Origin of the sequence: Flavobacterium commune, from assembly GCF_001857965.1 — a bacterium.
Classification (GTDB): domain Bacteria; phylum Bacteroidota; class Bacteroidia; order Flavobacteriales; family Flavobacteriaceae; genus Flavobacterium; species Flavobacterium commune.
The window spans coordinates 3,750,126-3,773,164 of the sequence record NZ_CP017774.1 but is presented as its reverse complement, the minus strand read 5'-3'; the positions used below and the strand labels follow the sequence as shown (position 1 = coordinate 3,773,164).

General features: G+C 33.3%; 16 protein-coding genes. 12 read left to right on the top strand and 4 right to left on the bottom strand.

Going from position 1 to position 23,039, the window contains the following annotated elements; translation table 11 throughout:
• Nucleotides 1-41 precede the first annotated feature (41 nt).
• Nucleotides 42-1,307: an IS4 family transposase gene (locus BIW12_RS15750; protein WP_255510575.1), complete on the bottom strand. Its 1,266-nt coding sequence runs from the start codon at nt 1,305-1,307 to the stop codon at nt 42-44.
• 297 nt (nt 1,308-1,604) lie between these two features.
• Between BIW12_RS15750 and BIW12_RS15745 the strand changes: the two genes are divergently transcribed.
• The 7 genes from BIW12_RS15745 to ccsA all read left to right on the top strand — a co-directional run bounded on the left by BIW12_RS15745 (nt 1,605) and on the right by ccsA (nt 9,663).
• On the top strand, nt 1,605-1,877 hold the full coding sequence (locus BIW12_RS15745) for a hypothetical protein (protein ID WP_071185994.1): 273 nt from the start codon (nt 1,605-1,607) through the stop codon (nt 1,875-1,877).
• Between the two features lie 213 nt (nt 1,878-2,090).
• Nucleotides 2,091-2,918 (top strand): helix-turn-helix domain-containing protein, encoded by an 828-nt coding sequence (locus BIW12_RS15740; protein WP_071185993.1) that lies wholly within the window; start codon nt 2,091-2,093, stop codon nt 2,916-2,918.
• 90 nt (nt 2,919-3,008) lie between these two features.
• On the top strand, nt 3,009-3,575 hold the full coding sequence (locus BIW12_RS15735) for a DapH/DapD/GlmU-related protein (protein ID WP_071185992.1): 567 nt from the start codon (nt 3,009-3,011) through the stop codon (nt 3,573-3,575).
• Nucleotides 3,576-3,586: 11 nt separating this feature from the next.
• Entirely contained in the window at nt 3,587-4,129 is a 543-nt protein-coding gene (locus BIW12_RS15730; RefSeq protein WP_198033428.1) for a cyclophilin-like fold protein, read from the top strand.
• Between the two features lie 36 nt (nt 4,130-4,165).
• On the top strand, nt 4,166-4,912 hold the full coding sequence (locus BIW12_RS15725; protein WP_071185990.1) for an SDR family oxidoreductase: 747 nt from the start codon (nt 4,166-4,168) through the stop codon (nt 4,910-4,912).
• A 92-nt stretch (nt 4,913-5,004) separates the two neighbouring features.
• Nucleotides 5,005-6,051 (top strand): alpha/beta hydrolase, encoded by a 1,047-nt coding sequence (locus BIW12_RS15720; RefSeq protein ID WP_071185989.1) that lies wholly within the window; start codon nt 5,005-5,007, stop codon nt 6,049-6,051.
• Nucleotides 6,052-6,423: 372 nt separating this feature from the next.
• Nucleotides 6,424-9,663: a cytochrome c biogenesis protein CcsA gene (gene ccsA, locus BIW12_RS15715; protein ID WP_071185988.1), complete on the top strand. Its 3,240-nt coding sequence runs from the start codon at nt 6,424-6,426 to the stop codon at nt 9,661-9,663.
• Between the two features lie 91 nt (nt 9,664-9,754).
• Here the strand turns inward: ccsA and BIW12_RS15710 are convergent, their stop codons facing one another.
• The 3 genes from BIW12_RS15710 to BIW12_RS15700 all read right to left on the bottom strand — a co-directional run bounded on the left by BIW12_RS15710 (nt 9,755) and on the right by BIW12_RS15700 (nt 12,207).
• The gene (locus tag BIW12_RS15710; protein WP_071185987.1) at nt 9,755-10,699 is read right to left on the bottom strand and encodes a tRNA-dihydrouridine synthase family protein; all 945 of its coding nucleotides are present in this window, start codon (nt 10,697-10,699) and stop codon (nt 9,755-9,757) included.
• 187 nt (nt 10,700-10,886) lie between these two features.
• The gene (locus tag BIW12_RS15705) at nt 10,887-11,672 is read right to left on the bottom strand and encodes an anti-sigma factor (RefSeq protein WP_071185986.1); all 786 of its coding nucleotides are present in this window, start codon (nt 11,670-11,672) and stop codon (nt 10,887-10,889) included.
• Between the two features lie 4 nt (nt 11,673-11,676).
• On the bottom strand, nt 11,677-12,207 hold the full coding sequence (locus tag BIW12_RS15700) for an RNA polymerase sigma factor (RefSeq protein WP_071185985.1): 531 nt from the start codon (nt 12,205-12,207) through the stop codon (nt 11,677-11,679).
• A 223-nt stretch (nt 12,208-12,430) separates the two neighbouring features.
• Between BIW12_RS15700 and BIW12_RS15695 the strand changes: the two genes are divergently transcribed.
• From BIW12_RS15695 to BIW12_RS15675, 5 genes are all read left to right on the top strand, one after another.
• Nucleotides 12,431-13,000 (top strand): glutathione peroxidase, encoded by a 570-nt coding sequence (locus BIW12_RS15695; protein ID WP_071185984.1) that lies wholly within the window; start codon nt 12,431-12,433, stop codon nt 12,998-13,000.
• Between the two features lie 351 nt (nt 13,001-13,351).
• Complete coding sequence (menD, locus tag BIW12_RS15690) at nt 13,352-15,013, top strand: 2-succinyl-5-enolpyruvyl-6-hydroxy-3-cyclohexene-1-carboxylic-acid synthase (RefSeq protein ID WP_071185983.1); 1,662 nt, start codon at nt 13,352-13,354, stop codon at nt 15,011-15,013.
• A 334-nt stretch (nt 15,014-15,347) separates the two neighbouring features.
• Nucleotides 15,348-17,771, top strand: a complete 2,424-nt coding sequence (locus tag BIW12_RS15685) for a Plug domain-containing protein (protein WP_071185982.1) — start codon at nt 15,348-15,350, stop codon at nt 17,769-17,771.
• Between the two features lie 239 nt (nt 17,772-18,010).
• Complete coding sequence (locus BIW12_RS15680) at nt 18,011-20,476, top strand: hypothetical protein (protein WP_071185981.1); 2,466 nt, start codon at nt 18,011-18,013, stop codon at nt 20,474-20,476.
• A gap of 10 nt (nt 20,477-20,486) precedes the next feature.
• On the top strand, nt 20,487-22,952 hold the full coding sequence (locus BIW12_RS15675; RefSeq protein ID WP_157499563.1) for a Plug domain-containing protein: 2,466 nt from the start codon (nt 20,487-20,489) through the stop codon (nt 22,950-22,952).
• Nucleotides 22,953-23,039 lie beyond the last annotated feature (87 nt).

Here is a 23,039-nt window from a genome sequence, read left to right as displayed (position 1 = left end):
CCCAGCTAGCGCGAGCGCAATGTCATTAAGTTAAGCCGAAATCAAATAGTATCCTTTTGATTCTTAGTTGTTTTAGGTTTTATTCTAGATCTGTATTTACCTGATTTTCTCTCAAATGACCGATTTGGTCTTATTGGAACGAGATGTGATTTGAATAATTCTTTTAATTCATCTAATATAGTTTCTTGACACGAATCTTGATTTAAAAAAAGCTCAACAATTCGATTTTTTAAAAAACCATAGGATAAGTTATTGTTTACTTTATAAGTGTATATTTTAGTGCTTTTCTCATTGATTTCATCTTCTAATTCACTCACAATCAAAGTTTGTACATTACTAATAAATAAAGCGGCATAAAAATCTTGTTGTATGGTTTGATTCGAATAACCCGAAAAGTGTTCAATTTTTAATTTATTCTTTAGTTCGTCGTAAAACGTTTCGATTTTCCATCGTTTGGCGTACAATTTTTTAAAGAGATTTGAAGGAAATTCTTGAGAGTCTAACAATGAAGTAATAAGGATTTCAACTTTATCATTAGGTAATTCTACACGAACCAATCGTACTTCAATTGGAGTGTTTTTACCATAAGGTTTATCGGAGAGTTTTGTGTTTTTGCCCGGAAAAATTTCTACTATTTGTGACGCTTTTTTACTTTCAACAAAATCCATTACCGTTTGGCTAAAAGTAGTTTTTACACGCATTAAAAAGTTGATATTCTTTTCAATATGTTGGTGTATAAAATTGTATGAAGGATAACCCCTATCATAAATGAGTAAATCTTTTGGATTGCAACAATGTAGATGCACAAGGGCTAAATCTCTTTCGCCAATTTCTGGAGTAGCCAAAACTCCATCTAAAACATATTTATTTAAAACATCAAATAAAACGGAACAACGAGCTTGTACAATATGCGAATCTGTTTGATTTTTAGTAACGCCGTATATCGCTTTTAGTTCTGTTGTTATGGGCAAGGTAATTCGGGTGCTATCAACCGCTAATAGTCGAAAACCTTTCCATAGATGTATTGCATCATCGTTATCGGTATAAAACTCTTCCAATAGCATAGAAGACAAGTGTTTAAAAACTTCAGGTTTAATTTTTCTTCTAGCTTGAACAAAGGCACTTTTGGTAAATTTAGGAAAAGACTGCTGTTTAAAAAACGAAACAAAATTTTCGATTTCAAGTGATAAACTTTTTCTCAGAAGGTTTAACATAAAGAGTAAAATGATTGGAAAATGTTGCTTTCTGTTTCTAATGAAATACTTATCAGATATTCTAAAATGCGACTTAAACTCTTCTGAAAAAATTTCATTTTTAATTTTATTGAAGATAAAAGTACTCGTTTTTTTTCAAAATTCAGGTGTTATTATTTGATAATAAAAATACGAAAAATAGTATTAAAAAACAATTAAAAACACTTGCTAATTCAGCAAAAAACTCTTAACTTAATGACATTGAGCGCGAGCATCTTGCTCGTGCCCATATCGAAATTTCAAAAGAGATTTTACAAAATTTAAATAAATTGACTGTGTTTATTTACCACAATCGTTAGCATAGAATTGTATTCTGTGCCTGTAAAGATTTTCAAAACAAACTTTAGAGTAATGAAAAACCTATTTATATTAAAAAACGTGCTAATCGGAATAGGATTAATTGTCTTTGATTTGTTTGTCTATATTTTTCTAGGGTTGATGTTAATGGGATACGACGATTTTTATGAGGAAAGCAAAGGAGAATATTGGAGTTTAGAAAGTATGACTTTCTCGCAAAAAGTAAATTACGTTAGTTTACATTTATGGTATTTGATTAATATCATTTTCATTGTCTTTTTAATTTATAGAGTAGTAATTGGGGTAAAGAAAAAGCAATCCTGTTAATTTTAAAAATGAATTTAGAATCAGTTATGAAGGAATGATACTGATTGTTTAGATATTTTTAAAGCTTGATACTATTAAAACCTTGGAAATTAAAACCAGCTGTTTTATTTAAGATGAGCTTCTGAGCAATAAATAATGAGCTTTTAAATAAAGTTTAGCCAAAACTTAATCCTTAATTTTGTTAGATTATAATCTTTATCAAAACAGTAAAATATGACTCCAGAAGAAACAGATAAGTTGAAAACCATAGGTTATTCAGGTATATTTTTGTCTTGCTACTCCGATTATAGCGAAAAATGTATTCATGCGACTCCGGAACACGTATTGGTGTATTTGTACTCGGGTGAGCAAGTGATTGAAGACCGAAATGAAAAAATAGTTCTTCAGTCTGGTGAATGTGCTTTTGTCAGAAGAGATCATCGTTTGAAAATGTACAAAAACAGCAAGGGCGAAGAGTTGTACAAAGGCATTTCGTTGACTTTTAAAAGGAATGTTTTACGTGAGTTCTACAGTAAAATGGATAAGGCTGAAATCCCGAAGAATATTGTTCTTACAGATGAAAATGTTTTCAAACTAAAGCAAACTCCTGCAATAGAAAGTTTGTTTCAATCACTGAATCCTTATTTTGATAGCAATGTAAAACCAACCGAGGGCATAACGCATTTGAAATTGTTAGAAGGAATTTACGCCTTGTTAAACAGTAACGAGTTATTATATCCAATCCTTTTTGATTTTGCCGAACCATGGAAAGTAGATATTTTGGAATTTCTAAATGAAAATTATCAGGACGAACTAACAATGGAACAAATTGCATCCTTCACGGGAAGAAGTTTAGCAACCTTTAAAAGAGATTTTAAGAAAATAAGCAATCTTACTCCGCAAAAATGGCTAATCAAAAAACGTCTTGAAGTGGCCTATTTTAAACTAAAAGAAGAAGGTAAAAAAGTGCAGGATGTGTATGTGGAAGTGGGTTTTAAAAATCCGTCGCATTTTTCTACAGCCTTTAAAAAACAATATGGAATTTCGCCTACGGAAGTTTGATATTGAGCTTTTCAGAAAGATTCTTTGAGCCTCGCAGTAAAGTCACTGCGAGGCTTTGTCTTTAACTTTGCATTGTAAATCTTAACAGACATGCAAGCAAAAACAATATTTGAGCGATTAAAAAATGGAGAAATTATTTCGCCAACCGATAATGAAGCCTATAAAATGCGGGAAGCTTCTTTTGTTACCAAGAAATTATTGGTTAAGATGAATAACGCATCCAATCCGGTTGAAATCAGAAAATTTTTAAGCCAAATAACAGAGACTGAAATTGACGAAAGTGTAACCGTATTTACACCATTGCATATCAATTACGGAAAGCACACCAAAATTGGTAAAAATGTATTTATAAATTTTGATTCCGTTTTTCTGGATTTGGGCGGAATTACCATAGAAGATAATGTGTTGATAGCACCGAAAGTAAGTTTGCTAACCGAAGGACATCCAACCTCAATTGAAGACCGCCATTCTCTAATTCCAAAACCCATTTATATTAAAAAAAATGCTTGGATTGGTGCTAATTCGACCATTTTATCAGGTGTAACGATTGGCGAAAATGCCGTTGTAGCAGCGGGAGCTGTTGTCTCTGAAGATGTTCCCGATAATACTATAGTTGGTGGCATTCCAGCAAAATTTATTAAAAATATTAAACCTTAAAATAGATAATTATGAAACTGAAATCTTTAATAACTGTTATCGTTGTTCTTTTCGCTTTTTCTTTTTGTACCGCAAGTTGCAGTAATGATGATGCAGCATCATCAGCCCAAAACGATGAAAATAACACAACTGAAAATAATGTGCCAATGCCATCACAAAACAATGGGAACGATACAACTGGTGGTGAAAACACTAACCTTTCAACAATTAAAATTAAAATTAGAATCGGAACCGCAATTTTTACAGCAACATTGTATGATAATGCGAGTGCAAATGAATTTAAGGCAAGGCTTCCGCTTACCATAAACATGATCGAACTAAATGGAAATGAAAAATACTATAATTTTTCTAGTCCACTTCCAACAAATGCTTCGGTTGGTGGTGATATAAAAGTAGGTGATTTAACACTTTATGGAAATAATGTGTTGGTGCTTTTTTATAAAAGTTTCAACACGGCATACAGCTATACAAAACTTGGATATGTTGATAATCCTACCGGACTTGCTACTGCATTGGGTAACGGGAATGTGGTCGTAAAATTTGAAAATAATTAAAAACTTAACGAAACGAAAAGTAATTAAAAAATAAATATGGAAAATAACATCAAAAACAAAGTAGTTGTAATAACAGGAGCAAGCAGTGGTCTTGGTGAAGCTGCAGCGAAGCATTTGGCAGAACTTGGAGCAACTGTGGTACTTGGCGCAAGAAGATTCAATAAAATTGAAAAGCTGGCAAAAGATATTCAGGAAGTTGGAGGGAAATCTCTTGCTATTTCAGTGGATGTAACAAATTTGGAGCAGGTAAAAAAAATGGTTGATACGGCTGTTCAACAATTTGGACGTGTAGATGTCATAATTAACAATGCAGGTATAATGCCTTTGTCCCCAATGGACCGAATTAATGTTGCCGAGTGGAATACGATGATAGATGTTAACATAAAAGGTGTACTTAATGGAATTGCCGCAGTTCTCCCTTATATGAAAGAGCAAAAGTCAGGTCAGATTATCAACACTTCTTCTGTTGCAGGTCATAAAATATTTAACGGTTCTGCAGTCTATTCTGCTACAAAATATGCCGTTCGGGCATTGACGGAAGGTTTGCGTATGGAGGTCAAGCAGTATAATATACGTACAACGATTGTGTGTCCAGGTGCTGTTAAAACAGAGTTGCTCGAACATATTACCGAAGCAGACATTCAGCAAGCTAACAAAGATTATGTGGGAGAAGTAGGGATTAGTCCGGACAGTTTTGCACGTGTAGTTGCTTTCGCAATCAGCCAACCTGAAGATGTAGATATTAATGAAATCATATTTCGTCCAACAGCGCAGGAGCTTTAATTGATTCTTCGTTCTAAATATTAAAAAAGATATGGTGAATTAGAACGAAACGGTAATCGATAAGTAGTGTTTAATTAAAAAAGCAAAATAAAATGAAAAAAGCATTCGCAACCGCAATACTGTTTCTGGTAGCAGGACAATTATTTGCACAAAAAGTAAAATCAATTTCAGAAAAAATGAATACATCAAAAGAACATTATACTTTTCAATTAAGTGATAAAGTAAGCCGTCAAAAAGTATCATTCAAAAACCGTTACGGCATTATCTTAAGTGGAGATTTATACCTTCCTAAAAATGCAGAAAACCAAAAATTAGCAGCACTTGTTATCAGCGGAGCTTTTGGAGCAGTGAAGCAGCAATCGTCCGGATTGTATGCTAACCAAATGGCAGAACGTGGTTTTATAGCATTGGCTTTCGATCCATCTTATACAGGAGAAAGTAGCGGCGAACCAAGAAATGTAGCTTCACCAGACATCAATACCGAAGATTTTAGTGCTGCGGTCGATTTTTTGGGATTACAGAAAAATGTGGACAGAAACAAAATCGGAATCATCGGAATTTGTGGTTTTGGCGGTTTTGCTTTAAATGCAACAGCTATTGACAAAAGAGTGAAAGCCGTTGCTACGACAAGTTTGTATGATATGACCAGAGTAATGTCAAAAGGGTATAATGATTCGGTAACATTAGAACAGCGCACAAAAACATTGGAAGGATTGGGTGAGCAACGTTGGAAAGATGCCGAAAACGTAAAACCAGCCTACGGTACAAGAAATTTACCAGAAACCTTGAATGGTGATGAACCTCAATTTGTAAAAGAATATTTTGACTATTACAGAACTCCTCGTGGTTTTCATCCGAATTCTGTAAATTCAAATGGAGCTTGGTTAATTACAAATGCGATTTCATTTATGAATATGCCTATTTTAAGTTATGTAAAAGAAATTTCGCCAAGACCGATGCTTTTGATTGTAGGCGAAAATGCACATTCAAGATATTTTAGCGAAGACATTTTTAAAGTAGCAAATGAGCCAAAAGAACTACTAATTATTCCAAATGCAGTTCATGTTGATTTGTATGATAAAGTAGATGTGATTCCGTTTGATAAATTAGAGCAGTTTTTCAATGAGAATTTGAAATAAGTTTAAGTAAAAAACAAATCATAAGGTTTATTTGAAAAACGCGTTCAGATAATTTTACGTAGAAGTTTAAATAAAAACGCAAAGTTTGCAAAGTGCTGCGAACTTTGCGTTTTTTTTCAATTATCAAAAAAAAAGCCTTTCGAACTTTGCGGTAAATTATAAGAAGCCGTACTGTGTAAGCTTATAACAATTGTTAACAGATAAAATTGTACCCAATCGGACTGATTTACCAAGGAATAGTCTTTTAAAAAGGCTGGTGAAAACCAATTTTTTGAGTTTTAATTTTGGATTTTAATTAACAATTGCCCGACTTTAGAACTCAACATTTTTAAGTACTTTTGTGGCACTTTTACAAAACACAATTCCTTACAAATGGATAAAAAAATATACGCTTTTTTATTTTCTACCCGCTTAATGGCTTTTCTTTTTCTGGCTTTTGCAGTAGCAATGGCAGCAGGAACTTTCATCGAAAGTAAATACAATACCGATACAGCCCGAATTTGGGTTTATAACACCTGGTGGTTTGAAGGGATTATGGTGTTTTTTATGATTAATTTCATTGGAAACATCAAACGGTATCAGTTGTTAAAAAAGGAAAAATGGGCTACTTTATTGCTGCATTTGGCTTTTATATTTATTCTTTTAGGCGCTTTTATTACTCGTTACATCAGCTATGAAGGTATGATGCCTATTCGTGAAAATGCTACCGAAAACCAGTTTTATTCGGACAAAACATTTCTAACTGTTTTTGTCGATGGTGAGTACAAAGGCGAAATGAAACGTCGTGTTTTTGAAAAGTCTGTTTTGTTATCACCGGTTACCAATAATGATTTTGCTGTAGCAGGGCAATTCGCCGATACGCCATTTGAAGTAAAATACAAAAACTTCATCATGGGAGCAAAAGAATATGTGAAACCTGATGCCAACGGAACTTTGTACATGAAATTAGTCGAAGCCGGTTCGGGCGGACGTGAGGAACATTTCCTGAAAGAAGGCGAAGTACAAAATATTCACAATGTGCTTTTTGCTTTGAACAAACCTACTGATGGAGCTATCAATATTAACTTTGACGGTGAGAATTATACAATTCAAACGCCTTTTGAAGGAAACTTTATGCGTATGGCTGATAAGTTGCAAGGAGGAGTTGCTAAGGATAAAGTACAGCCGCTAATGATGCGTTCGTTGTACAGCATAGGCGATATTCGAATTGTTTTTCCGGATCCTGCTGTAAGAGGTGTGATTGACTACGAATCCAATAATGATTTTAAAGCTAAAACTCATGAAGATGCTTTGGTCTTGACTGTTAAAGCCGAAGGACAGGAAAAAGAAGTAACAGTTTTAGGTTCAAAAGGAAAACAGGGTGAGCCTAAAACAGTGAAAATTGGGAATATTGAATATTCATTATTCTACGGAAGTAAGGCTTATATTTTGCCTTTTAAAATTAAATTGAACGATTTTATTGCTCAAAAATACCCGGGAACGGAGAAAAGTTATTCTTCTTTTGAAAGTAAGGTAACGGTTTTGGATTCGGCAGAAAAACCATTTGATGCCCAAATTTATATGAATCATGTTTTAGACCATAAAGGCTATCGTTTTTTCCAGTCTTCTTTTGACCCGGATGAAAAAGGAACGGTACTTTCGGTAAACCACGATTTCTGGGGAACTAATATTACTTATGCGGGTTATTTCCTTTTGTTCTTTTCGTTAATGGCAATTATGTTTACTAAACATTCCCGTTTTGCTGATTTGAAACGAAAATTAGAAGTGGTTAAGGAGAAAAAAGAAAAATTGATTCCGATTTTAGTTTTGTTCTTAAGTTTTAATGGTTTTGCCCAAATGCAGGATCACGATCATGACCATGAAGGACACGACCACAATCACGATCATACAGAGCAGGAACACAATCACGCACATACCGAACCTGCAAAAGCTGGAAAAATGCCTGTGCGAGTGGCTCCAACTGAAAAACAACTGGATTCCTTAATCACAAAATACAAGGTTTCTGAAAAACACGCGGCTCAATTTGGTCGATTGATTATTCAGGATGCAGGTGGAAGAATGAAACCGATTAATACTTTTTCATCTGAATTGTTGCGAAAAGTAAGTCATGCTAACGAATACAAAGGCATGAACTCTGATCAGGTATTTTTGTCGATGTCACAATATGCGCAATTATGGATTGAAGTTCCTTTGATTTACATTAAAAGTGGCAATGACAGTATTCGAAAAATTATTGGTATTGATGCTAAAGCAAAATATGCGCCTTTTATTGCTTTTTTTGACGGACAGGGAAATTATAAATTATCCCCTTATTTGGAAGCGGCTTATAAGGCAGCAAATCCGAATCAGTTTGAAAAAGATTTTGTGGAAACAGATAAGAAAGTGAACTTAATGGAATCGGCATTGAGCGGGACTATTTTGAAAATTTTTCCAATTCCGAATGACCCGAATAATAAATGGATTTCTATTAATGAACTTTCAACAGCAGGCTTGAAAGGTATGGATTCTACATACACCAAAAGTGTTTTGCCATTGTATTTTGGTTCTTTAACCAATGCTGCTGTTTCAGGAGATTATAAAAATTCGGATGAATTATTAGAAAGTTTACATGGATTCCAAAAGAAATTTGGAGAAAAAGTATTGCCTTCGGAAGACAAAGTCACTTTAGAAATTTTATATAACAAATACGATGTTTTTCAAAAATTACCGTATTGGTATTTATCAGCGGCAATTTTGATGCTTTTATTCACCATTTTAAAAATATTTAAGGAAAGAAAAGCATTGAATTATTTGGTAAATGGTATGCATATTTTCATTGGATTGTTGTTTGCATTACATACCGCAGGATTAATTGCGCGTTGGTACATTTCAGGTCATGCGCCTTGGAGTAATGCTTACGAGTCGATTGTATATGTTTCCTGGGCAACCATGTTCTTTGGTTTGGCTTTTGACATTAAATCAAAATTAACCGTGGCTTCCTCTGCCTTTGTGACCGCTATGATTTTAATGGCTGCTTATATGAACTGGATTGACCCGGAAATTGCTAATCTGCAACCGGTGCTGAATTCGTATTGGTTAATGATTCACGTTGCGGTAATTGTGGCCAGTTATGGACCGTTTGCACTGGGAATGATTTTAGGATTTGTCTCGTTGTTGTTAATCTTTTTTACCAACGAAAAGAACAAAGTTAAGATGGATTTGAACATCAAGGAGATTAGTTATATTAACGAAATGGCATTAACCATAGGATTAATTATGTTGACTATTGGAAACTTCCTTGGTGGACAATGGGCTAATGAAAGTTGGGGACGTTACTGGGGTTGGGATCCAAAAGAAACCTGGGCATTAATTAGTATTATGGTCTATGCTTTTGTAATTCACGCTCGTTTTGTTCCTAGTTTAAGAGGAAAATGGATTTTCAATCTGATGAGTATGTTTGCTTTTATTTCGATTTTGTTTACCTATTATGGAGTGAATTTCCACTTAGTAGGATTGCATTCTTACGCAAGTGGAGAAGCGCATTCGCTCAACTGGATTTACTATTCAATGGGAGGAATTGCTTTAATAGGAGCGATTACTTATCCAAAATACAGAAAGTATTATAAGAAATAAGTTTTTGTTGTAAATAATAAACCTGACAGGTTTGAATGAAAAATTAAAAGGTTCAACTTTGCAGTTGGGCCTTTTTTTATGAAAAAAAAGATTACCCCTCCTTTATAATCTCCCTAACCGCCTGCTCATAATTTCGAATGCTTTTAGCCTTTTTTATCTTTTTATGTACTTTGTGAGGATTGGAAAAAATCACCGAAAAATACTCCCATAAATGGTGCATTTTTAATAAAATATGAGTTGCTCCCGATAGCGATTCGCTATAACCGGCGTATAAGGTATCGTGAAAATCGCTGAACAATTCCATTTTGTTAGATGGATATTCACTGCTGTTATTTTTAATCATACTCGGTAAAAAAGGATCGGCTATCAAACCACGACCTATCATCCAATGGTCTATGGTAGGAAAGCGTTTCTGCATTTTGTGAAATTGTGCTACCGAGGTAATATCGCCATTGTAATACAGTTTGAGTTTGGTATTGTCAACACATTGCTGGAAACCGTCTAAATTCACTCCTCCATTGTACAATTGTTTTCCAATGCGGGCATGAATAGCGATGTTTTTAATGGGATATTTTTCTAAAAGCGGCAAAACATCAAGAATTTCTTCGGCATTATCATATCCCAAACGCATTTTCATCGATACAATAATATCCGATTCGGCGTGTACTTTTTCTAAAATACTATTGATTTTTTCGGTTTGGCAAATCAATCCGGAACCCATTCCAGATTTGGTAACCATAGGATAGGGGCAACCTAAATTCCAATTCAATTCCTTATAGCCTAATTCCTGAACATATTTAGATACAAATAAAAATTCGTCAGCATCATTGGTAATTATTTGCGGAATCACTTCTAGGTCTGTATTATTTTCAGGAAGTAAATCACGTTGATAAGAAGATTTAACAACGAGTTTTCCGTTTAAACGAATGTAAGGAGAATAAAATGTATCAATCCCTCCAAAGTATTTATTTTGGGCATTTCTAAAACGATAATCGGTAAATCCTTGAAGAGGAGAGGAAAGAAGTGTGTAGCTCATGAAAAAAATAATTGTGCAAATATAATCAATGCAAACTACAACTGTACAAAACGAAAAAAGACTTTCTTGCGAAAGCCTTTTTACTATTTTAAAATTTTATTTTTTGGAACCATTAAGTAATTTAGGTTCATTAAGATCTTAATATTCTTAACCTCTTAATGGTAAATAAAGAATAAATGTTTAATAATTATACTTTTCCTAAAGTATACAATTGTTCCATTGTAGGTGTTATACTTCCGCCGGCTGGTTCTAAAGTGATACCAAATGCCTGAGCATCTCCTGTATTGTTGACAGCAAAAAAGCGTTGGTCATTTTTGTCAAAGTTATCCAGCAATCCGATACTTGTAGGAGTCAAAGGATTTAATGTTAAAGCCCAAACCTGATATACCATGCCTTTAGGTGGTTCCGGTAATCCGGAAGCATCCACATAAACCACTTGAGTTTCTTTGTTCCAATACACTTTAGCCGAAGATTCCGGAGCAACGGTTTGACCTGCAAGAGCAACTACAGTATTTTTTTCGTCTTTTATAACGGCTAAATTAGTTTCGATGGCTGCTTTTTTAAGAGCTAACTCATTGCGTTCTTTTTCAATTTTTGCCTTTTCAATTTTAGCGTTTACCACTTCATTATTGGTTTGTTCCAATTGGTTGTATTGAAAACCAATTCCCACTAAAAATAGTATTGCAGCGGCCCAACCAATATATGCCGCCCAATTTTTCTTAGAAGTTATTGGTATTACTTCGGCTTCATTTAAACCTAGTTTTTCTTTTATTTTAGCGTAATTTTCTGCTGATTGGAATGGCGAAAAACTCGATGATAATGCCAGAACTGATTTTTCAATTGCTATAATTTCGGCATTAATTTCGGGGTATTTTTTAGCCATTGCTGCTACTTCTGCGCTTTCGGCTTCGGTTAATGAGCCGTAAACATAAAGTTCTAATATGCCTGATTCTATATATTCTCTTGCGTCCATTGTACTATACTTTCAAATAGTTTCTTAAATCATTAATACAGTTTCGGTTGTGCGTTTTTACTGTCCCCAATGGGATTTCCAATTCCTCCGCAGCTTCTTGTTGAGTGTAACCTTTAAAAAACAGTAAATCTATTATTTGGATACATTTTGGTTTTAACCTTTTAATGAATTCCTGTATTCCAATTCCATCCACTTTATTTACCAGTTTGTTACTGTCTTCTAATAGATTTACGAAATTATCAGCAGATAAGTTTTTTTGACTGTTGTTAAAGTTTTTAGAACGTAATTTATCAATAGCTGTATTACGAGCAATATTGAGTATCCAGGTGTAAAAACGGCCTTTACTTTCGTTATAGCTCTCGATGTTTTTCCAAATTTTGATAAAAACTTCCTGTAATACATCTTCTGCTTCTTCTGTATTCTTTACAAGAACACTAATTACCGAAAAGAGACTTTTAGCATACATATCATAAAGATAGGTAAAGGCTTTTTCGTCCTTTTTGTAGATTAAAACTAATAATTCGTCCTGGCTCATAGTTTTTAAATTTTCAATACAAACATAATACAAACTTATTTAGGAATGAATAGCTTTTATTAGATTGAGGTATAAAAATCTTATTTTTCTTTTCTTTTAGTGAAAAGAAGTTTTTCAAAAGAAAATTATTAGGTTTAATTTAACCTTTGTTCATCTAAAATTAGTTGTCGAAAAAGAGTTTGAAGTAGTGAATTTGATTAATTTTAGCAAAAAAAACAGGGATATGAAAAAAATAGTATTGATGGCTTGTAGTGCCATATTTCTTTTTAGCACCTTAGCTCAGGCGCAAAACAAAAAAACAAAAAAAGTGGATACCCAAAGTATCTATCAATTTAAAGTTGAAAAATTGGATGGTGAAACTTTTGATTTTTCATCTTTAAAAGGAAAGAAAGTGTTGATTGTAAACACGGCTTCCAAATGTGGTTATACTTCACAATACGAGCAGCTAGAGGCGATTTATAAACAATACAAAGACAAAGGTTTTACAATTATTGGTTTTCCGGCGAATAATTTTAACGGACAAGAACCTGGAACCAATAAAGACATTGAGACTTTTTGTAAATTAAACTACGGAGTAACTTTCCCAATGATGTCTAAAATATCAGTAAAAGGAGCTGATATGAGTCCGATTTATCAGTTTTTAACCCAAAAAGAGAAAAACGGAGTTAAAGATTCGGAAGTGAAATGGAATTTCCAAAAGTATTTGATTGACGAAAAAGGACATTTGGTAGAAGTGTATTTTTCTAAAACCAAACCTGATGCTCCGGAAATTGTAAACTGGATCAAACAATAAACAGTTTTGTTTTTATAGAAAAAGCGATTTTTAACGTAGTTTAGAAATCGCTTTTTTTGTGCTCCTTTTTCAAAATTAGGCTTTTTTTAAATTTCACCATTAAGAAATTAAGAGAGATTAAGTAAATGCTATCGCTACTTAGTCCTCTATAGCTTATATGGTCTTATTAACAAAACATTTAAACCATATAAGTTTTTGAGCTTATATGACTTATATGGTTTGAAAAATGGATAATACTTTCATTACTTAAATCTAAAATCTCTTAATTTCTTAATGGTTTATTATAACTATAAATTTTTACATTAAAGTAAGGGCATCTTTGTATCTTTGTTTTCTTTTGAAATAAAAACAATGATTTACCCCAAAATACCTTTAGCGCAAAGCATTCTTCAGATTTGTCAAGCCAAAGGAATCACTGATATCGTAATTTCTCCAGGTTCCAGAAATGCCCCATTAACAATTGGTTTTGCCAATAATCCTAATTTTAAATGCTATAGTATTGCTGACGAACGATGTGCCGCTTTTTTTGCTTTGGGAATAGCCCAACAAATCAAGCGTCCGGTAGCGGTAGTTTGTACTTCAGGTTCGGCATTGTTGAATTATTATCCGGCCATTGCCGAAGCTTTTTACAGTCAGATTCCTTTGATTGTAATTTCGGCTGACAGGCCACAAAGCAAGATTGATATTGGAGACGGACAAACCATTCGTCAGGAAAATGTTTTTGCCAATCATTCTCTGTACAATGCTAATTTAACCGAAGAAGCATCCAAAGAAAACGATCATAAAATCAACGAAGCCATAGATGCCGCTTTCCATAAAAAAGGACCGGTACATATTAATGCACCTTTTGAAGAACCTTTGTATGAAACGGTTACGGAGCTTTCTGTAGATGCGATGGTGCATCATTTTGCCGCTTTGAATCCAATAACTCCGCTGGAAGATTTGACTGCTTTTGCGGATATTTGGAATAAATCCACTAAGAAATTAGTATTGTTAGGGGTGAATAATCCTAATGCTATTTCGAATGCAACTATTGAAGCTTTAGCCAAAGACGAATCGGTTGTTGTGATGACTGAAACGACTTCTAACTTGTATCATCCTGATTTTATTTCGAATATAGACACTATAATTACGCCATTTGACAATGGTGATTTTGAAGATTTCTGCCCGGAAATTTTGGTCACTTTTGGCGGAATGATTGTTTCTAAACGCATCAAGGCATTTTTACGAAAACACAAACCCAAACAGCATTGGCATATTGATTCTTTGCGTGCTTATGATACTTTTGGAATTTTGACAAAACATTTTGAAGTCAGTCCGAATACTTTTTTTGAGGGCTTTTTGCCTTTAACTGTTACTGTAAAAAGTGATTATTTCGAAAAAACAAATCGTATCAAAGAAATTCGAAAAGAGAAACAGCAAGTTTATTTAGCTAAAACACCTTTTTCTGATTTTGCTGTTTTTGATACCGTAATTAAAAGTTTACCTAAAAATAGCCAATTGCAGATTAGTAACAGCGCAGCTATCCGTTATGCACAGTTAATAAATATAGATTCTTCTATAGAAGTGTATTGTAATCGCGGAACCAGCGGAATTGATGGCAGTACTTCAACGGCTATTGGAGCGGCATTAGCAAGTAAAAAACAAACGGTTTTTATTACGGGTGATGTAAGTTTTCTGTATGATAGCAATGCGCTGTGGAATAATTATATCCCAAATAATTTTAAAATTATTATCATAAACAATGGTGGCGGTGGTATTTTTAGGATTTTACCCGGACATGAAGAAAGTGCGGTTTTTAATACTTTTTTCGAAACTTCACATAGTTTAACAGCCGAACATTTGGCTAAAATGTATGGTTTGGATTATTTTACAGCCACTGATGTACCCAGTTTAGAAGGTAGTTTGAAGCAATTCTACGCACAAAATTCTAAGGCGGTTATTTTAGAGATTTTTACACCTACAGTAGAAAATGATGCTGTTTTAAAGCAGTTCTTTAAGGAGTTAAGCTAAAATAGTACTAGATTTTATCTTTTAAATTTGGTATTGACTGTCAAATGTTTGAAAAATATAAGAACTCCTCTGAAAGTTTTCGGGGGAGTTTTTTTATTTTATGTCCCGTCCTGAAATAAACAAGGAAGACTGATTTGATTGATGAAGATTTTTTTTATTTTTTGTTTGAAATACAGGACAGTACAGGTTAGTTAATTAGTTTTATGTATATATTTTAGTAAAATTTAACTTACCTGTATTTTTGGTCCAGGATTACTTCTCAATGTTTATATAACATTGAGAAGTAATCAAAGTAAAGTTTTATAAACTAGTTTAATATAAATTCAAATTTTGTATGGTTACAGATTTTATTGTAAATAAAAAGTTCAGCTTAGTTTTCTTATTTTGGGTGGTAGTATCATTTGGTTTTTTACAGGCACAAGACAATAAATCAGTTGCTGATGTTGAAAAAGTCTATCTTCATACCGATAGAACAAGGTATTTTGTTGGTGAAGATTTATGGTACAAAGCCTATAATGTTCGTGCTTACAACAATATTCTTTTTGATAACAGTAACATTTTGTATGTAGAATTAATTTCACCGGAGTCTAAAATTATTGCCCGAAATAAGACCAATTTGGAATTGGGTTTAGGAAAAGGCGATTTTAAATTGCTTGATTCTTTAGGGGTAAAACCGGGAGTCTATCAAATACGGGCTTATACTAACTGGAATCGAAATTTTGGTGAAGATTTTGTTTTTAAAAAAAATATCGAAATTATTGATGCTTTCGAAAGTCATTCTAATGCTACTGAAAAGCAAAATACAGCAGTCGAAAGTAAAGCAATAGGTACTGTTAAAAACAATGATTTTAAGCTTGAATTTTTTCCTGAAGGTGGTTCTCTTATTGAAAATGTGGCTAGTGTAGTTGGTTTTAAAGCTGTTGATAGTGGTGGAAATCCAATAAATGTTAAAGGTGAAATTTATGATTCCGGTAACGAATTAGTTACAGCTTTTGAGAGTCCGCATGATGGCATGGGAAAATTTCAGTTGGTACCCATTGAAGGGAAAAAATATTTTGCTAAAATTAAATCACTATCCGGGGATGAACTAAAATTAGAACTTCCCAATGTGCTTAAACAAGGTTATGTAGTCAGTTTTAGAGGTTTTAAAGGTCGAAATATTGTGAGTGTTACTACTAATGAAGCTACATTGGTACAAAATCCGAATGCTGTATTGGCTGTGGTTTGTAAAGCCAGAGGAATTTCCTATTTTGAAAGCGAATTTACACTAACTCAAGCAGCAGTTTCTTTTGAATTACCTAAAGAGAAAATCCCTGACGGTATTAGTCAGATTACCTTGTACGACAAGAATAATAAACCCCAAAGTGAGCGATTGGTTTATATTGAAAAAGAAGCCGATTTAGATGTGCAATTAGTTGCAGACAAAGCAAGTTATAAGCCCAATGAAAAAACAGCAATCACTATTTCGTCAAAAACGAAGGCTGGTATGCCAAAATCAGCCAGTTTTTCATTGAGTGTTACCGATATGAATGGGGAAGTTCAAGATCAAGATTTGGGAACAAGTATTAGTTCTTATTTTCTGATGGAATCAGATATTAGAGGCAAAGTGCATCATCCTGCTTATTACTTTGATATAGCTAATCCAAAACGCTTAGATCATTTAGAAAATTTATTATTAACTCAGGGATGGCGTGATTTTGCATGGAAAACAATACCAAAGGCAAACGATACTATTAATTATAAGGCAGAAAAAGGAATTAGTATAACAGGTAGAGTCAAGCAACTTTTAGGTGAAAAACCACTGGTGAATATTAATTTGACATTGGCTTTAATCAATAAAAAACACATGAATATTTTTAATACAGCAACAGATGCTAATGGTGTTTTTAAATTTGAAGATATTATGTTTTCTGAAAAAACCAACATGTTTTTGAATTCCAGAAATGAAAAAGGAAAATTTAGAGGCGAAATAATAGTAAATCCTATCGAGCAGACTCCAATCTCTGTTTTGTTTCAAAAAGAAGAGATTGACTGGACTGATGCTACCCAAAAAATAGTTGACAATGTATTTAAGAAAAATGTAGCTTTTGGAATAAAACCTGAAAATATTTTGGAGGAAGTACAAATTACAGCTAAAAAGAAAAGCCAGACCATTTCTTTTTATGGCATTGCTGATAATACTTATGTTCCGGATGAAACAGCAACCACATTTACCGATATTTACGATATGATGGTGCAAAAAGTTCCGGGACTTGTTTCGGAAGACGACTCTGTTCGTTTTCAGCGTTTTGACGGAGCACCACTTTTTTTATTAAATGGTATAGAAGTTTTCAAGACTGAAATTGACTTTATTTTACCTAGTGATGTTCAAAAAATAGAAATAGTCAGAGGTTCTCAGGCAACTATGTATTATGGTAATGCTGCTGCTAATGGTATTGTTGCCGTTTATACTAAACCGGGAACAAAACCTGCCGAAAAAGGTGGTTTTCATGCTATTAAAAAAGAAATAGATGGTTTTTATACGGCTCGTGTTTTTTATATGCCAAATCCGGAAAAACCCAATCCCGAATTGGATAATATAGCTTCGGTGAGAAATACAATCTACTGGAATCCTTATGTGCATCCTGATAAAACAGGGAATGTAACTGTGAGTTTTGATAATACTAAGGTAGAGACTAAAGTGAAAGTAGATTTAGAAGGAATTACAGCTTCAGGTATTCCGGTAGTTAAAAAGTTTTATTATACGATAAAAAAATAAGTTTATTCTTTTTTAAGATTAACTAAACCGCTGAAAAGAGCAAAGATTTCGTTTTGCCTTTTCAGCATTTTTTTAACCCGAAAATTAATCATTAATGATGTTTCTTGTAAAGGAAATCATCGTTAAAACTAAAATTAATATTTTTTTTGTAATTATTGGCTTAATAATTGTTATGTGATTTATTAAGAATTTTATGTGTTTTTAATGGTTTTATTGTGGGATATAAATTTAGATTCTATATGGTTGAAGCTTTTATCAGAAATAAAAATTACAGCTTAGTTTGTGTTTTTTGGTTTGTATTATCATTTGGCTTTTTACAGGCACAAGAGCAAAAATCCATTCAGAATATTGAAAAAGTCTATCTTCATACCGATAGAAGTACTTATTTTATGGGCGAAGATTTATGGTACAAAGCCTATAATGTGAGAGCTTCGAATAATCAGCTTTTTGACAATAGCAATATTTTGTATGTCGAATTAATTTCTTCAGATTCAAAAATGATTGCCCGAAATAAAACCAATTTAGAAATGGGTTTAGGTCATGGTGATTTTCAATTAGTAGATTCTATTAAAGTAAAACCCGGAAAATACCAATTACGGGCTTATACAAATTGGAATCGAAATTTTGGAGATGATTTTGTGTTCAAAAAAGAGATTGAAGTTATTGATGTTTTTGAGTCACATGATAAATCGAAAACAACAAAGAATATTTCTGTAGTTACTACAAACTCAAAAAAAGAAGCAATAAAACAAAACACTTTTAAAGTTGACTTTTTCCCTGAAGGAGGTTCACTGTTAGAAAATGTATCTAGTGTTGTCGGTTTTAAAGCGGTCGATGTAAACGGAAACCCCATTGAAATTAAAGGCGAAATTTATGATTCTAGTAACGAATTTGTTACCGCTTTCGAAAGTGTTCACGATGGTATGGGAAAATTCCAAATGCTACCAATGGAGGGGAAAACTTATTATGCAAAAATTAAATCACTATTTAGAAAAGAACTAGATATAAAACTTCCTAAAATTCTCAAACAAGGTTATTTAATAAGTTTTAAAACAGTGAAAGGTCGAAATATTGTAAGTATCAATACCAATCAAGCTACTTTGGCACAGAATCCTAATCCATCGCTTACGCTAGTTTGTAAAGCCAAAAGAATTCAGTACTTAGAAACAACGCAAACCTTAACCGAAACCACTTTATCATTTGAGTTACCAAAAGACAAGGCTCCCGAAGGAATCAGCCAAATCACCTTATTCGACAATAACAATAAACCACAAAGCGAGCGATTAATTTACATTGGAAAGGAACATGATTTAGAGGTTGAACTTGAAACTGATAAAGAAACTTATGAACCCAATGAAAAAGCAATAATAAATGTTTCCTCTAAATCGAAAGAAGGAATTGCCAAATCAGCCAGTTTTTCTTTGAGTGTAACTGATGCAAACGGAGTAGAAGACAAAGATTTTGACACCAACATTTGTTCTTATTACCTTATGGAATCAGATATCAGAGGAAAAGTGTATCATCCGGGCTATTATTTTGATACAACTAATCCAAAGCGTTTGGAACATTTAGACAATTTATTGTTGACTCAGGGCTGGCGTGATTTTGTATGGAAAATAACTCCAAAAGCTAATGAAACCATTAATTACAAAGCAGAAAAAGGCATCACTATTTCAGGAAGAGTAAAACAGCTTTTTGCGGATAAGCCATTGGTAGGTAATAATTTGACCTTGGCTTTGATGAGTAAAAAGAATCGGAATATTTTTAATACTGTGACTGATTCTATTGGTCGATTTCAATTTGAAAACCTACTGTTTTCCGGAAAAACGAATATGTATTTGAATACCAGGGATGAAAAAGGGAAGTTCAGAGGAGAAATTGTTTTGGATTCTATTGAGGAGTCTCCAATTCCTGTTGTGTTAAAAAAAGAATCCATAGATGTAATTCCAACAAAAAATCTTGTAACTGAAAATGTGTTGAAGAAATTTACTGCTTTTGCAGTGAAACCAGAAAATGTTTTGAAAGAAGTTACCATTACAGCTTCCAGTAAAATTAAAAATGATATGGTGGCTAATTATGGAAATTATGGGATTGCCGATAATAGTTTTGTTGCCGATGAATATACACATCTATTCACGACAATTTATGAACTTATTCAACAAAAAATCCCTGGTGTTATAAACCTTAGTGATAATTCAGTTCGTTTTACACGTTATGATGAGCCACCTATTTTTATAGTAAATGACCGTGTAATTCAGTCTTACGAAATATCATCTTGGATTGATATTATTCAGCCGAGTGATGTGTTAAAAATAGATGCAATAACTGGAGCTCAAGCAACATTGTTTTTTGGTGAAGAAGGAGGAGGTGGTATTATTGCAATTTATACCAAACCCAATACGGGTAATAAGGCTAAAAAAGATCCTCTGCAATCCATTAGAAAAGAAATTGATGGTTTTTATAATGCCCGCGTGTTCTATTCCCCGGATCCACAAAAACCTGATGTGGAGTTGGGTAATAAAACCGCTGTAAGAAATACTATTTATTGGAATCCTTATGTGCATCCTGATAAAACCGGAAATGTAACGGTTAATTATTATAATACCAAGGTCGAAACCAAAGTAAAAGTAGCTTTAGAAGGGATTACTGGTAGTGGAATTCCTGTTGTTAAAACAATGTATTACACTATTAAAAACAATCAATAAAAAGAGTTTTATGCTTGAACATTTTTATAAAAATTGCCGTATTCTTGTTTTTTTGTGCGTGATTTTAATGTCTGTTTTTTTACAAGCACAAGAGCAAAAAAACATTCAGGATATTGAGAAAATCTATCTTCACACCGATAGAAGCACTTATTTTATGGGCGAAGATTTATGGTACAAAGCCTATAATGTGAGAGCTTCTAATAATCTGCTTTTTGATAACAGCAACATTTTGTATGTCGAATTAATCTCGGCTGATTCTAAAATAATTGCCCGAAACAAAACCAATTTAGAAATGGGATTGGGTCATGGCGATTTTCAATTGCAGGATTCTCTGGGTGTAAAACCGGGGACTTATCAATTAAGGGCTTATACCAATTGGAATAGAAATTTCGGAGAAGACTTTGTGTTCAAAAAAGATATTGAAATTATTGATGTTTTCGAATCACATGACAAATTAAAAACATTACAAAAGTCCACTTTAGAAACTAAAGCGGTTAAAAAAGAAGCAACTACACCAAATACATTGCGCGTTGACTTTTTCCCGGAAGGCGGTTCGTTTTTAGAAAATGTAGCTAGTGTGGTTGGTTTTAAAGCAGTTGATAGCAACGGAAAACCAATAGAGATTAAAGGTGAAATTTATGATTCTGATAATGAATTTGTCATTGCTTTTGAAAGTGTTCATGATGGTATGGGAAAATTACAAATTCTGCCGATGGAGGGGAAAACTTATTATGCAAAAATTAAATCACTATTTGGAGAAGAACTAGATATAAAACTTCCTAAAATTCTCAAAAAAGGTTATTTACTCAATTTTAAAACAGTGAAAGGTCGAAATATTGTAAGTATCAATACCAATCAAGCTACTTTGGCACAGAATCCTAATCCATCGCTTACGCTAGTTTGTAAAGCCAAAGGAATTCAGTACTTAGAAACAACGCAAACCTTAACCGAAACCACTTTATCATTTGAGTTACCAAAAGACAAAACCCCAGAAGGTATCAGCCAAATCACCTTATTCGACAACAATAATAAACCACAAAGCGAGCGATTAATTTACATTGGAAAGGAACATGATTTAGAGGTTGAACTTGAAACTGATAAAGCAACTTATGAACCCAATGAAAAAGCAATAATAAATGTTTCCTCGAAATCGAAGGTTGGTGTGCCAAAATCAGCCAGTTTCTCGCTAAGCGTTACTGATATGAATGGAGTAGAAGACAAAGATTTTGGCACTAACATCTGTTCTTATTTTCTGATGGAGTCTGATATTAGAGGTGAAGTACATCATCCGGGCTATTATTTTGATGTAACTAATCCAAAGCGTTTGGAACATTTAGACAATTTATTGTTGACTCAGGGCTGGCGTGATTTTGTATGGAAAATAACCCCAAAAGCTAATGAAACCATTAATTACAAAGCAGAAAAAGGCATCACTATTTCAGGAAGAGTAAAACAGCTTTTTGCGGATAAGCCATTGGTAGGTAATAATTTGACCTTGGCTTTGATGAGTAAAAAGAATCGGAATATTTTTAATACTGTGACTGATTCTATTGGTCGATTTCAATTTGAAAACCTACTGTTTTCCGGAAAAACGAATATGTATTTGAATACCAGGGATGAAAAAGGGAAGTTCAGAGGAGAAATTGTTTTGGATTCTATTGAGGAGTCTCCAATTCCTGTTGTGTTAAAAAAAGAATCCATAGATGTAATTCCAACAAAAAATCTTGTAACTGAAAATGTGTTGAAGAAATTTACTGCTTTTGGAGTGAAACCAGAAAATGTATTAAAAGAAGTTGTAGTTACAGCTCCGAAAAAAAATAGCGCAGTTGTTCTTTATGGAGTTCCTGACTATAGTTATGTACCTGATGAAAAGGCAAAAGAATTTATTAGTATTTATGATGTATTAGATAAAGTTCCGGGACTTTTAGTTATTGATACTACAGTAAGTATTCCGGGTGAAGGAGATAAGGAAAATGCATCTCCACTTATTTTAATAGACGGTTATCCAATTTTAGAAATCAGTCAATTACTTATGGTTTCACCTTATGAAATTGAAAAGATAGATGTAATAAGAGGAGGGGAACTTGCAATGCTTTATATTTTAAATTCAGAGGTAAATGGAAGTGCTGGTGCTATTTCAATTTTTACAAATCGATACAAAAATCTCGGTAAACCTAATAAGAATCCTCTTCATTCTATTAAAAAAGAAGTAGAAGGCTTTTACACCACACGCATTTTTTACTCTCCAGATCCGGAAAAGCCAAATCCCGAATTAGATAAAATAGCAGCGGTAAGAAATACGATTTACTGGAACCCTTATGTGCATCCTGATAAAACCGGAAATGTAACGGTTAATTATTATAATACAAAGGTCGAAACAAAAATAAAAGTAGCTTTAGAAGGGATTACTGGTAGTGGAATTCCTGTTGTAAAAAATGCTTTTTATACGGTTAAAAAACAAGAGAGTTTAAAATAGTATTTTTAGTTGATAAAAGCATTTTTTATTCAGCACAGTACAGGACAATTTTTTCTTATTGAGCTTTTATTTTAGCCATTTAAACTC